The following is a 12,604-nucleotide window of genomic DNA, read 5'->3' as shown; positions in this document are numbered from 1 at the left end:
GCGACTAAAGATTTGACTGTTAATTTGAATGGTTTAACCCCCCCAGCTGAAGTCCAAAAAGGTGTGGCTAACAACACCAAAGACACAGTAGATGTCCCAGCTAGCTACCTTGACAAAGCCAACTTCCCAGGTCCATTCACAGCTGGTGTCAATCAAGTCATTCCATATGAATTCTTCGCTGGTGACGGCATGTTAACTCGTCTTATCTTGAAAGCTTCAGACAAAGCTCCATGGTCAGACAATGGAACGGCTAAAAATCCCGCTCTCCCACCAGTAGAAAAATTGGGCAAAGGCCTTTACTTCTATGAAGTGGATTTAGCAGGTACCCAAGGAAAATCTGATAAAGAGCTGCTTGACCTCTTGAAACAAAACGGCACTCAAAGTTATAAGGCAACCATCAAAGTGTACGGTGCGAAAGATGGCAAGCCTGACTTAACTAATCTGGTAGCGACTAAAGATTTGGATGTTAACTTGAATGGCTTGACCACACCAAATCAGGTCAAAGAGTCTGTTGTTAACAATGTCAAAGACATGATTGATGTTCCAGCTAGCTACCTTGAAAAAGCTAATTTCCCAGGTCCATTCTTGGCCGGTGTCAACCAAGTTATTCCATACGAAGCTTTTGGTGGAGATGGTATGTTGACTCGCCTCTTGTTAAAAGCCTCAGACAAAGCTCCATGGTCAGACAATGGAACAGCTAAAAATCCTGCTCTATTGCCACTTGAAGGCTTGACTAAAGGTCAATATTTCTACGAAGTGGATTTGAATGGCAATACGGTTGGCAAAGATGGTCAGGCCTTGCTGGATCAACTTCGAGCTAACGGAACCCATACATATCTAGCTACTGTTAAAGTCTATGGATCTAAAGATGGCAAACCTGATTTGACCAATCTGATTGCTACTCGTCAAGTAACGATTCAGCTTCGTGGAAAAGAAATGGCGACAATACCATCTCAACAAGGTCAGATGAATACGAAGCCTTCTGAAACAGGCTCTACAGGTACGACTGAGGGTATGATGGGTACAAATCACCATATGTCAGATATGAAAGTAGATCAACCAGATTCTAGCCCAATGGCTAATATGATGAAAAGAGATGATAAAGCGATGTTACCAAATACTGGGGAAGCTAAAACAGCTACAGCTGGGCTTGGTATCTTTGGTCTAGCCTTGGCAGGTCTTGTTGGACTTTTGGGTTTGACAACCAAACGAGAAGATTAAGATTCAAATCACTTAAACATTAGAGAAAATAGTGTTATACTAAAGTAAGTATAACACTGTTTTTATCGAAGGAGTGTCAGATGAAAAAGACAATTTTGCTGGTTGATGATGAGATAGATATTCTAGATATTCAAAACCGCTATCTTTTACAGGCTGGTTATGACGTTTTGATCGCCCATGATGGTAAGGAGGGCTTAGAGCTTTTCAGAAAAAAATCTATCGATCTCATTATCACAGATATTATGATGCCCAATATGGATGGCTATGATTTTATCAGTGAAGTTCAGTATATCGCTCCGGATCAACCCTTCCTCTTTACAACTGCTAAGACAAGCGAGCAGGATAAGATTTATGGATTAAGTTTGGGGGCAGATGATTTTATAGTCAAACCCTTTAGCCCACGCGAATTGGTTTTAAGAGTAAATAATATCTTGCGTCGCCTTAGCCGTGGAAGAGAGACAGAACAGATCGAGTTTGGTGACTTGGTAATCAACCATGTGACTCATGAGGTTCGCATTGGGGATCAACCTTTGGAATTGACAGTAAAATCCTTTGAACTTCTATGGGTATTAGCCAGCAATCCTGAGAGAGTCTTTTCAAAGACGGAACTTTACGAGAAGGTATGGCAAGAGGACTATGTGGATGATACCAATACACTCAATGTTCATATCCATGCTTTGAGGCAAGAGTTGACTAAGTATACAAATTCAAATGCTCCTGCTATCAAAACTGTCTGGGGTTTGGGCTATAAGATGGAAAAACCAAGAGGTAGAAAATGAAATTAAAAAACTATATTCTAGTGGGGTATCTAGTGTCGACTCTACTAACGATTTTGGTCGTTTTTTGGGCAGTCCAACGAATGTTGATTGAGAAAAGTGAAGTTTACTTTCTCGTTGGAATGACCTTGATTGCTAGTTTCATTGGCGCTGCAGTGAGCATCTTTCTTTTGTCGCCTGTGTTCTCTTCTCTGAAACATTTGAAAAAACAAGCTCAGGATATAGCAAGCAAGGATTTCAGCACAGAAATCGAAACCAAAGGACCATTAGAATTTCAAGAGCTGGGCCAGGCTTTTAATGACATGTCTCACAATTTGCAAGCTACCTTTCAATCACTTGATGAGAGCGAGCAAGAAAAGAGAATGATGATTGCGCAGCTCTCTCACGATATTAAAACTCCCATTACCTCCATTCAGGTTACTGTGGAGGGAATTCTAGATGGAGTGATCAAGGAAGAGGAGCGGCTCCACTACTTAACCACGATTGGTCGGCAAACCGAGCGTCTAAACAAGCTAGTGGAGGAATTGGATGTTCTGACTCTTAACACCCAACCTCAAGATACTGCTGATGAAGAAGTCGAAGAGGTCTTTTTAGATCAGCTGTTGATTGAGTCAATGAGTGAATTTCAACTCCAGATTGAACAAGAGGAGCGAGATGTTTACATTCAAGTATCACCTGAGTCGGCGAAAATCAAGAGCCATTCTGACAAACTTTCTCGCATTCTGGTCAATTTGTTAAACAATGCCTTTAAATATTCAGAACCAGGAACCAGAATCGAGGTTCTTGCCCAATTAACAGAACAAGAGCTGAGAATCAGTGTGAAAGACGAGGGTCAGGGAATCCTTCCTGAGGATTTGGAAAAGATCTTTAAACGACTTTATCGTGTAGAAACTTCGCGCAATATGAAGACAGGTGGACATGGATTAGGACTTGCGATTGCACGCGAACTAGCCCATCAGCTTGGTGGCGAAATCACAGCAGAAAGTCAATATGGCTTAGGAAGCAAATTTACATTCAGCCTCAATTTGAAATAAAGCTGTAAAATCCCTTTACATATCTAGCTTTTCATGGTATAATAGCCTTTGTGTGAAATAGCAGCAGGAAAGCATGAAGCTCGTCAACAGGTGTCTTATGACAAGTAACCTTGGCTGTTTAGGCGAAGGGCATCTGCACGAATCAGGGCTTTCTAAGTGACTATTTCCGCCAAATATTATTTATATCAGGAGGACATACATATGTCACGTTATACAGGACCATCTTGGAAACAAGCTCGTCGCCTTGGCCTTTCACTTACAGGTACAGGTAAAGAATTGGCACGTCGTAACTACGTACCAGGACAACACGGACCAAACAACCGTTCTAAATTGTCAGAATACGGTTTGCAATTGGCTGAAAAACAAAAACTTCGTTTCACTTACGGTGTAGGTGAAAAACAATTCCGTAACTTGTTCGTACAAGCTACAAAAATCAAAGGCGGAATCCTAGGTTTCAACTTCATGCTTCTTTTGGAACGTCGTTTGGATAACGTTGTTTACCGTCTTGGTCTTGCGACTACTCGTCGTCAAGCTCGTCAATTCGTAAACCACGGTCACATCCTTGTTGACGGAAAACGCGTTGATATCCCATCATACCGTGTAACTCCAGGTCAAGTAATCTCAGTTCGTGAAAAATCATTGAAAGTTCCAGCAATCCTTGAAGCAGTAGAAGCTACTCTTGGACGTCCAGCATTCGTATCATTCGATGCTGAAAAATTGGAAGGTTCATTGACTCGCTTGCCAGAACGCGACGAAATCAACCCAGAAATCAACGAAGCACTTGTCGTTGAATTCTACAACAAGATGCTTTAATTTTAAGAAATATCTTACAGAAAGCCTACAACAGTGGGCTTTTTGCTTTGTCTTAAAAGGTTGATTTCTGGGTTTGCTTAGATATTTGCTAGATTGATTTCATTGCTGCTTCAAAGAATGAGACGGCTTTTTTTGCGTTCTCTTTTGAGAGGTAAAAAGAAGCGTGACCCTCCCACAGCTATAGAGCTTTTAGGCGGGAAAACCACACTTCTTTCTTGAATTAATTTTACATCATTTTGACTTAAAAAACAAATAGAGGCGTCCCACCTCCTACCGCAGAAAGATCTGTTTCAAGGGGAGATGGAAAACCTCTATTCGTTAATTTAATTATAGCCTAAAAAACTTTTAAATACAAGGCTATTGAGATAGTAAGGGGGAAAAAAGAAGTAACCATCATTCCGACCACATAGTAGACAGGGGGGAACAAGATTACTTCCTTTATTTACTTAAGTATACAACATTTTTACAAGAAAGCAAAGTAGCAGGTTAGTCTAATGGGGTGCTTGTTGTACTTTAGCAAGTAAGGTGTGCTATAATGCTTTTAACAGGAACTAAAAGCCATTAGTAAATAACTAATATTGGGTCATATTGTTCCGATGTTAGAGAGAAGGAACTTAATGAAATTATGGGAATATGTTGATAAAAATGTTCGCCTTATTTTAGAAGATGGGACCTCCATCAAGGGTAGGGTGGTTGATTGGTTTGACGGTTATGATTTAGATGGTCCTGACGAAATAGTTATAGGTGATCGCTCATATCCTGAAGATATTATCAAGAAAATCAAAATTATTAGTGCTTAGTTCAACCTAGGCGATTTTATCGACTAACTATAAAAAGTATAAGAACTATCGAAAAAATAGCAGAGAGGAAAATAAATGAGTAAACAGCTTTGGAAGTATCTTCGATCAAGGGTTCAGATAGTCACTAATTGCGATAAGATAATCAAGGGACGTGTCATAGACTTTGTTGACGAAATGGACAATGATGAGCAAGATGAAATCACTATTCTCATTGCTAATCCTAGTCCAGATGAAGCTACTGAAATTTCTCTCTTTGAGAGTGAGATTGTCTCGATTAAAACAATCTCATAGGACTTAGAACAATCTAGGTGCTTTTACCTGCCTTATTTGAAAGAAAACACTATGGAAAAGGATTTAGTTTATATGGCAATATTAGATGATTTACAAGAGTTATATGACAATGGTTGGGATGCCTCTTTTGATTATAATGGTCAAGTATGTGGGATTTTTCCTAATTCTGTTCATGATATTGTAGTGGTGATTGGAGATAAGGAATACCAGGTATCATCATTCATTGATCTGATTTCTCTAAAAATTGACGATAACACTTTAGTAGAAATTATGGATGGAATTGAAGTGCAGTATTATTAAAATAAAAATCATCTTTGATGAATGAACTGCACCCCAAAAATTAGATTTTGTCTGTTAAATTTTTGGAACGTAGCTCAATATGCTACAACGTTCTTATTAGGAGGGGAAGGGTAATGGGTTATAGTCAACAAGTATTAGACATGCTCCAGCAAACAGTCAGTGGTCAGATTGATAATTTTTGGGATTTTTCCTTTACGTTTAACGCTCTCAATGACTTTGAGTTGATGATATTTTTAGAGGAACATGATCCAAGCGACAAACAAGGTTTTATCGATTTCTTAACACCTTACTACGAAAAAGCAAAGCAATTAGCCAATATTGAAAGGAATATTTAAATGACACTCTGGAAATTTAACCGTACAGATGTAATTATCACGTTAAAAAATGGCGCGGTAGTTAGAGGATTTGTAGAAGACTATTGTGACGCCTCTGACAATGACGAGGAGATTGACTCCTTGCTGGTAGATGTTGATGGAACTCTTTATGAATATTTTGAAGATGAAATCGTCAGCATCATAGAAAGCTAGTAGTGGGAATAGAATCTAAGGAAAAAATCTTGTTTGTTGAGATTGTTTTAGTTGGGATGGTCCTATATGAAAAAGGATGAAATTAAAAAATATTTAGACAAAGATCTTGAATTTAATTATAATAGCCGAGGTGCTTGCTTTTTATCGAGTATATGTGTAGTTGGTTATGATTATGAAGGTCAGCAGTTTGATACAATTGATGAAGCTATGGAAGCTAAAGTATTTGACGGGAAAAGCTTAGTAGATATATGGGATGAAGTTTTTCCACAAGTTTTTTAAAATGAAAAGCACCTTTGATGAACTGCACCCCAAAAGTTAGATTTTTTCTGTCTAACTTTTGGGGTGCAGTTCAAATGTATGAGATATTTTTAGTTTTGATTTAATTTCGATATTTTTCCGGAAAATACTTATTTTTCGGAAAGTCAAGATTTTGTTATTATTTATGATATACTGGTACCGTAATTATATCCTTACAGAGGTTAAGTAAGGGTTTCAGTACACGTCAATAGATGTCAAAATATTGATTTTAAGCGATTTTTGATTTTTGGAAACTCATTATATCGCACTACAAATCAATAAAAACTCTACCTTTTACTCTACCTTTTTTAGATAAATATATCATCTGGATATTGAAGTTAAGCCCTGCTATCATTTCGATGGCAGGGCTTTTTAATGTTTGGGACACTACCTTCTTATCTATATTTTGATGGAGCTGAAGTTGACATCTACAAAGTTTAATGTTAAAATACATTCAAAAATATATTTGAATGAGGTGCTTTATGGTTCAAAATGTTGTTACTTCAATAATCCTGTATTCTGGGACAGCCGTAGACTTACTTATTATCCTAATGTTATTTTTTGCCAAAAGAAAAAGCAGAAAAGACATCATTAACATCTATTTAGGACAATTTCTAGGCTCTGTTAGTCTAATATTGCTAAGTTTACTTTTTGCATTTGTCTTAAATTATATTCCTAGTAAAGAGATTTTAGGTTTGCTCGGTTTGATTCCAATTTTCCTAGGACTCAAAGTTTTGCTTTTAGGAGATTCTGATGGAGAAGCTATTGCAAAAGATGGTTTGCGCAAAGATAATAAAAACCTGATTTTTCTAGTCGCTATGATTACTTTTGCAAGTTGTGGTGCTGACAATATTGGTGTTTTTGTCCCATATTTTATTACCTTAAATTTAGCGAATTTGATAGTGGCTTTACTTACCTTTCTAGTCATGATTTATCTCTTGGTTTTTTCTGCCCAAAAATTGGCACAAGTCCCTTCTGTTGGAGAAACTTTGGAAAAATATAGCAGATGGTTTATTGCCGTTGTTTATTTAGGACTGGGGATGTATATCCTGATTGAAAACAACAGCTTTAACATGCTAAGGACTGTGTTCGGCTAGGAGAAAAAATTATGAAAAAAGATAGTATCTGCCAAGTGAATATTATAAATCAGCAAAATGTTACAACCGCAACGAACTACCTTGAAAAGGAAAAAGTCCAAAAATCACTTCGTATTTTATCAAAGTTTACCGATAATAAACAGATAAATATCATCTTTTATCTCCTTGCTGTTGAAGAACTCTGTGTCTGTGATATAGCCTGTTTACTAAATCTCAGTATGGCATCTGCCTCCCACCATCTTCGTAAACTAGCCAATCAAAACATCTTGGATACTAGAAGAGAGGGGAAAATTATATATTATTTTATAAAAGATGAGGAAATCAAAGACTTTTTTAATCAACTAGGATAACAACTATTTTTACTACTTTATCATGATTATATATAGGACTTATCTATGAAATTTTTTGATAAAAATTACTCACATGAAAGACTACTCGTAGCAAATCTTTAAGAAAAAAGTATAATTTAAAGCAAAGCGACCTAGGTAATGCAGGTCAAGTTAGCCAAGTTTAAAAGGGAGAAATCTGAAAGAAAATGTATCTTTGATAGTAGTCATTTATTGTGAAATATGATATATTTATTGATTAGATGGATGAATATTTCTAAAGTTAAATAAAATATGACAGATACATGCTTTTTAGTGTATCTTGTTTGTACTCAAAATATGAAGTGACTATCCAATATTTAAGATTAATAAATATTATACGATGAGATAGAATACTACAAAATGAAAGGCAACGTAATCTGATGAAGAAAGATAGATTAATTGCATTGACAGATGCTGTTCTAGCAATTATTATGACCATTTTGATTTTAGAGTTAGAAAAACCAACGACACCAAGTCTTCAAGCTTTTTGGGATTTACGGCAAAATTTCTTTGCTTATTTTCTTTCCTTTTTCTGGTTGGGATCGTTATGGATGGCACTAAACACATTATGGGAAAAGGTTGAGAAAATTTCCTCAGAAATTATTTGGTGGAATTTGTTTCTACTCTTGGAGCGGCAGGAGTTCTCTTTGGAGAATTTCATGCCATCCAAGATACCAGTCTGAATGATGTGGTGGACCGGATCTATATAAATGTCAAGGATTTACCGTTTCAGTCCTTGGGAGCTTTAGCTAATATCCTGTCTGATGTTAAGAAGGGACTGATTCAAGACAGTCATATCTGGTCTTTCTTCCAGTCATTTTTCAAACAATATCAGTTGATAATCAGCTTAAATCAGATCTATCAGTTTGTCTATCTTTCTCTGATGGAGATCATGTCCTATCTTCACTTTGATTATTGGAAAAAACGGCTCGGTCAGGAGCTAGTATGAATAAGGAGAACAAATGAGACGTTTAAAAATGTTATGGCATATTATACAGGTTACGGGTTTTACTCGGTTTGCTCTGAGTTTTGTGACCTTTGTTTTTGGGTCAGGAGGCGTGCTTTTCCTAGTTGAACCTGCTATCACAAATTACGGAGACGGTCTTTGGTATGCTTTTGTGACTTCGACGACTGTCGGCTACGGGGATCTCCTAGCTGTGACCTTGATTGGAAGGATTACCAGTGTCTTCTTGACGATTTATGGGCTCATATTTTTTGGCTGTTTATCAGCTGTTATTATTAATTATTATACCGATTTAAATAAGGAAAGAGGAGAGGACAAATGACTGCCAATTATTCAACACGGGAATACCGTGAGAAATTATACGATGACCTTCATGTTCGATTGAGAGATACAGCGATTTTGATGTGTGCAATTTTTATTGCCTCTATCGGTCTAAATATGAATTCAACAGCTGTTATTATTGGAGCCATGTTAATTTCACCTCTCATGACACCGATTGTTGGACTGGGATTCGGTTTAGCTATTTTTGATACGCGTTTAATCAAGCAATCTCTAGAGGTTTTATTGACTCAAGTGTTGGTCAGTTTGCTTGTCTCGACTCTGTATTTCTGGATTTCTCCCTTGTCTTATGCAAGTAGCGAGTTGATCGCACGAACCTCTCCAACCATTTGGGATGTTCTCATTGCTATTGCTGGTGGGATTGCTGGTGTGATCGGTTCAAGGAAAAAAGAAGCAAACAATATCGTGCCAGGAGTAGCCATTGCTACAGCTTTGATGCCGCCTATCTGTACTGCTGGCTATGGTTTAGCTAATGGGAATGTACGATTTTTATTGGGGGCTCTCTATCTTTTCTTGATCAACTGTGTCTTTATCATGCTAGCCAACATTGTTGGAACAAGAATTTTGATGAGAAAATCTCCTTTAACTTCATTTAAAGAGCTGAGCATTAAAATGAGAATTGGCTTGATTTCTTTGATTGTATTGTTGATTCTTCCAGCTAGCTATTCGGCAGTTACTCTGACAATAGAACAAGCGCGCAAAGAAGGGATCAAACAGTTTGTAGGAAAAGAGTTCGCCAATTATACGGTTATTAATCAAGTCTACAAGTCAAGTAACAATGAATTGGTCTTGACGGTTGTTGGAGATCCGATTTCAGAAGAAGAATTAGAAACACTCCACCAAAAACAAGCCTCTTACGGTATTCAATCTGTTCAATTGAAAGTGAATCAAGTTCAGAACTCGCCAACATTAGATAGTGAAGCGACCAAGGAATTTTATGAAAACATTGACAAGTATATTGATCAAAAACTCTCTGAAAAAGATTCACAAAACGATCTCGTAAAAGAAAATGAAGCAGACAAGGATTGAGGACAATGAACTGAATCGGTTTTTACGCCGTGTTTTTCTTGTATCTTCCTCTTTCTTACTTATAGCAGGTTGTTTTTGCTTGAATAAGAAATAAATTAGAAGTTCTATCATCTAAGAAAAATGATGAAAAAAATCATTTAACTAATGGTGTGAACGTTTAGTGTTTATCAGCTCCATTCTCTGTAATTTTGGGGGTAAAATCCACACCATTTAGATAAAATTAGTTGAATTTGATTGGAAAAACGCTTTTATAAAAGCGGAGAAAAGTCTTGATATTACGCTGTTTTTAGTCCAACTGAAATTCATACTTTCCAAACCAGGTCTTAAGAAAAAAGGTAGAGAAAAAGGTAGAGTTTGGATTGAAATACAGTGCAATATATCGCATTTGGCAAAAAGAAAAAACGCTTTAAATCAGCGTTTTTCTTATGTATTGATTCGTATTGAACCCCTACTTAACTTCTGTAAACACTACGTGCTTGCGAAGTTTTGGTGAGTATTTCTTCAATTGAAGACGGTCTGGAGTGTTACGTTTGTTTTTAGAAGTAAGGTACAAGCGTTCACCAGATTCTTTGTGTTCAAGTGTGATATTTACGCGCATGGTATCTCCCTTCTATTATTCAGCTGATGCAGCTTTAGCGATTTTACGTCCTTTGTAGTATCCTTTAAGTGATACGCGGTGAGAACGTGAGTAATCTCCAGTAGTTTCGTCAAAGTTTACAGATGGAGCTGTTACTTTGTAGTGTGTACGACGTTTGTTTTTCTTCGCTTTTGAGGTGCGACGTGCAGGTACTGCCATTTTCTTTTCTCCTTTAGGTATTTAAATTCGATTCAATCTAGTGATTTTCATCAACCATACTAGGATAACACATTTTTTTTGTAAAGTAAAGTTACTTGACAAAAAAAGATAAAAAAATTAGAAGCTAGTAATCGAAATTTTCTGAAAATTCAAGAATTTTATTCTGTTCTTCATGCGGAAATTGTGCTATAATGGTAAAAACTGAAATGGGAGGGAACAAATGACAGAATTAGATACACGTCACCGCAGTAGCGTTTATGACAGTATGGTGAAATCACCAAACCGTGCCATGCTTCGTGCCACTGGAATGACAGATAAGGACTTTGAAACACCGATTGTGGGAGTGATTTCAACTTGGGCGGAAAATACACCATGTAACATTCACTTGCATGATTTTGGGAAATTGGCTAAAGAAGGTGTCAAATCTGCGGGCGCTTGGCCTGTTCAGTTTGGAACCATTACCGTAGCAGACGGGATCGCCATGGGAACGCCTGGTATGCGTTTCTCTCTAACATCTCGTGACATCATCGCGGACTCTATTGAGGCTGCGATGGGTGGTCACAACGTGGATGCCTTTGTCGCTATCGGTGGCTGTGACAAGAACATGCCTGGTTCTATGATTGCCATTGCCAATATGGATATTCCAGCTATTTTCGCCTATGGTGGTACTATTGCACCGGGAAATCTTGATGGCAAAGACATTGACTTGGTTTCTGTCTTTGAGGGTATCGGAAAATGGAACCATGGTGACATGACAGCTGAGGACGTGAAACGTCTCGAATGTAATGCCTGCCCTGGCCCTGGTGGCTGTGGTGGTATGTATACAGCTAATACCATGGCAACTGCTATCGAAGTTCTCGGTATGAGTTTGCCAGGATCTTCATCTCATCCAGCTGAATCAGCTGACAAGAAAGAAGATATCGAAGCAGCAGGACGTGCTGTTGTCAAGATGCTGGAGCTTGGTCTCAAACCATCAGATATCTTGACTCGTGAAGCTTTTGAAGATGCCATCACTGTAACTATGGCTCTCGGTGGTTCTACAAATGCCACTCTTCACTTGCTTGCCATTGCCCATGCGGCTAATGTTGACTTGTCACTTGAGGACTTCAATACGATCCAAGAGCGCGTGCCTCACTTGGCTGACTTGAAACCATCTGGTCAGTATGTCTTTCAAGACCTCTACGAAGTCGGTGGTGTCCCTGCGGTTATGAAATACCTCTTGGCAAATGGTTTCCTTCATGGCGACCGCATCACATGTACTGGTAAGACAGTCGCTGAGAACTTGGCTGACTTTGCAGATCTCACACCAGGTCAAAAAGTTATTATGCCACTTGAAAATCCAAAACGTGCAGACGGTCCGCTTATCATCTTGAACGGGAACCTTGCTCCTGATGGTGCGGTAGCTAAGGTATCAGGTGTGAAAGTGCGTCGCCACGTTGGACCAGCTAAGGTCTTTGACTCAGAAGAAGATGCTATCCAGGCTGTCTTGACAGACGAAATCGTTGATGGCGATGTTGTCGTTGTTCGTTTCGTTGGACCTAAGGGTGGTCCTGGTATGCCTGAGATGCTATCCCTTTCATCCATGATCGTTGGTAAAGGTCAGGGAGACAAGGTTGCTCTCTTGACAGACGGCCGTTTCTCTGGTGGTACATATGGTCTGGTTGTCGGACATATCGCTCCTGAAGCTCAGGATGGTGGACCAATTGCTTACCTCCGTACAGGGGATATCGTTACAGTTGACCAAGATACCAAAGAAATTTCCATGGCCGTATCCGAAGAAGAACTTGAAAAACGTAAGGCAGAAACAACCTTGCCACCACTTTACAGCCGTGGTGTCCTCGGTAAATATGCCCATATCGTATCATCCGCTTCTCGCGGAGCCGTGACAGACTTCTGGAATATGGACAAGTCAGGTAAAAAATAAACTCATACTCTTCGAAAATCAAATTCAA

At 38.4% G+C, this 12,604-nt stretch carries 19 protein-coding genes and 1 pseudogene; 17 read left to right on the top strand and 3 right to left on the bottom strand.

The annotated features are described in order from the left end of the window. From HMPREF2853_RS03350 to HMPREF2853_RS03305, 10 genes are all read left to right on the top strand, one after another. A partial coding sequence (locus HMPREF2853_RS03350) for an SSURE domain-containing protein (RefSeq protein ID WP_186821123.1) occupies positions 1-1,221 on the top strand: 1,221 nt, incomplete at its 5' end. Positions 1,222-1,301: 80 nt separating this feature from the next. Further along, a complete protein-coding gene (locus HMPREF2853_RS03345; RefSeq protein ID WP_070534847.1) occupies positions 1,302-2,000 on the top strand; it encodes a response regulator transcription factor in 699 nt (232 codons plus the stop codon). After that, positions 1,997-3,031, top strand: a complete 1,035-nt coding sequence (locus tag HMPREF2853_RS03340) for a sensor histidine kinase (RefSeq protein ID WP_049550130.1) — start codon at positions 1,997-1,999, stop codon at positions 3,029-3,031. Before HMPREF2853_RS03345 ends, HMPREF2853_RS03340 begins: the two co-directional genes overlap by 4 nt. Before the next feature lie 201 nt (positions 3,032-3,232). Then, complete coding sequence (gene rpsD, locus HMPREF2853_RS03335; RefSeq protein WP_000092756.1) at positions 3,233-3,844, top strand: 30S ribosomal protein S4; 612 nt, start codon at positions 3,233-3,235, stop codon at positions 3,842-3,844. Between the two features lie 617 nt (positions 3,845-4,461). Continuing rightward, positions 4,462-4,644, top strand: coding sequence for a hypothetical protein (locus HMPREF2853_RS03330; RefSeq protein WP_000780387.1), 183 nt, complete (start codon positions 4,462-4,464; stop codon positions 4,642-4,644). Between the two features lie 75 nt (positions 4,645-4,719). Beyond that, positions 4,720-4,935, top strand: coding sequence for a hypothetical protein (locus HMPREF2853_RS03325; RefSeq protein WP_000043341.1), 216 nt, complete (start codon positions 4,720-4,722; stop codon positions 4,933-4,935). A 72-nt stretch (positions 4,936-5,007) separates the two neighbouring features. Beyond that, complete coding sequence (locus HMPREF2853_RS03320; RefSeq protein WP_009013763.1) at positions 5,008-5,235, top strand: hypothetical protein; 228 nt, start codon at positions 5,008-5,010, stop codon at positions 5,233-5,235. A gap of 113 nt (positions 5,236-5,348) precedes the next feature. Continuing rightward, on the top strand, positions 5,349-5,570 hold the full coding sequence (locus HMPREF2853_RS03315) for a hypothetical protein (protein WP_070534845.1): 222 nt from the start codon (positions 5,349-5,351) through the stop codon (positions 5,568-5,570). Next, positions 5,571-5,762, top strand: a complete 192-nt coding sequence (locus HMPREF2853_RS03310) for a hypothetical protein (RefSeq protein ID WP_000177340.1) — start codon at positions 5,571-5,573, stop codon at positions 5,760-5,762. Between the two features lie 66 nt (positions 5,763-5,828). After that, positions 5,829-6,041, top strand: a complete 213-nt coding sequence (locus tag HMPREF2853_RS03305) for a hypothetical protein (protein WP_000710706.1) — start codon at positions 5,829-5,831, stop codon at positions 6,039-6,041. A 286-nt stretch (positions 6,042-6,327) separates the two neighbouring features. Here HMPREF2853_RS03305 and HMPREF2853_RS10175 read toward each other — a convergent pair whose 3' ends face one another. Beyond that, on the bottom strand, positions 6,328-6,513 hold the full coding sequence (locus HMPREF2853_RS10175) for a hypothetical protein (RefSeq protein WP_009013804.1): 186 nt from the start codon (positions 6,511-6,513) through the stop codon (positions 6,328-6,330). Between the two features lie 28 nt (positions 6,514-6,541). Between HMPREF2853_RS10175 and HMPREF2853_RS03300 the strand changes: the two genes are divergently transcribed. The 6 genes and pseudogenes from HMPREF2853_RS03300 to HMPREF2853_RS03280 all read left to right on the top strand — a co-directional run bounded on the left by HMPREF2853_RS03300 (position 6,542) and on the right by HMPREF2853_RS03280 (position 9,856). Next, positions 6,542-7,156 carry a CadD family cadmium resistance transporter gene (locus HMPREF2853_RS03300; RefSeq protein ID WP_000250556.1) on the top strand — a complete coding sequence of 205 codons (615 nt, stop codon included), beginning with the start codon at positions 6,542-6,544 and terminating at the stop codon, positions 7,154-7,156. Positions 7,157-7,167: 11 nt separating this feature from the next. Continuing rightward, the gene (gene cadX / locus HMPREF2853_RS03295) at positions 7,168-7,506 is read left to right on the top strand and encodes a Cd(II)/Zn(II)-sensing metalloregulatory transcriptional regulator CadX (protein ID WP_000711083.1); all 339 of its coding nucleotides are present in this window, start codon (positions 7,168-7,170) and stop codon (positions 7,504-7,506) included. 398 nt (positions 7,507-7,904) lie between these two features. After that, positions 7,905-8,150 (top strand): annotated as a pseudogene (locus HMPREF2853_RS09670) (TMEM175 family protein); the annotation flags it as partial. Then, a complete protein-coding gene (locus HMPREF2853_RS03290; RefSeq protein ID WP_000397556.1) occupies positions 8,132-8,473 on the top strand; it encodes a hypothetical protein in 342 nt (113 codons plus the stop codon). The pseudogene HMPREF2853_RS09670 and the gene HMPREF2853_RS03290, both read left to right, overlap by 19 nt. Before the next feature lie 13 nt (positions 8,474-8,486). Continuing rightward, positions 8,487-8,810: a potassium channel family protein gene (locus tag HMPREF2853_RS03285; RefSeq protein WP_001253404.1), complete on the top strand. Its 324-nt coding sequence runs from the start codon at positions 8,487-8,489 to the stop codon at positions 8,808-8,810. Beyond that, positions 8,807-9,856, top strand: coding sequence for a DUF389 domain-containing protein (locus HMPREF2853_RS03280; protein ID WP_000126416.1), 1,050 nt, complete (start codon positions 8,807-8,809; stop codon positions 9,854-9,856). Before HMPREF2853_RS03285 ends, HMPREF2853_RS03280 begins: the two co-directional genes overlap by 4 nt. A gap of 448 nt (positions 9,857-10,304) precedes the next feature. On the opposite strand, the gene rpmG is transcribed toward HMPREF2853_RS03280, so the two are convergent. After that, a complete protein-coding gene (gene rpmG / locus HMPREF2853_RS03275; protein WP_001265622.1) occupies positions 10,305-10,454 on the bottom strand; it encodes a 50S ribosomal protein L33 in 150 nt (49 codons plus the stop codon). Positions 10,455-10,469: 15 nt separating this feature from the next. Continuing rightward, a complete protein-coding gene (gene rpmF / locus HMPREF2853_RS03270) occupies positions 10,470-10,652 on the bottom strand; it encodes a 50S ribosomal protein L32 (protein WP_000290417.1) in 183 nt (60 codons plus the stop codon). Positions 10,653-10,872: 220 nt separating this feature from the next. Between rpmF and ilvD the strand changes: the two genes are divergently transcribed. Then, positions 10,873-12,576 (top strand): dihydroxy-acid dehydratase, encoded by a 1,704-nt coding sequence (gene ilvD, locus HMPREF2853_RS03265; protein WP_000137380.1) that lies wholly within the window; start codon positions 10,873-10,875, stop codon positions 12,574-12,576. The last annotated feature ends 28 nt before the right edge of the window (positions 12,577-12,604 follow it).

Origin of the sequence: Streptococcus sp. HMSC077F03 (assembly GCF_001812375.1) — a bacterium.
Lineage (GTDB): Bacteria > Bacillota > Bacilli > Lactobacillales > Streptococcaceae > Streptococcus > Streptococcus oralis_S.
Note: the sequence above shows the minus strand (reverse complement) of the source record. Positions and strands in the feature narration are given on the sequence as shown.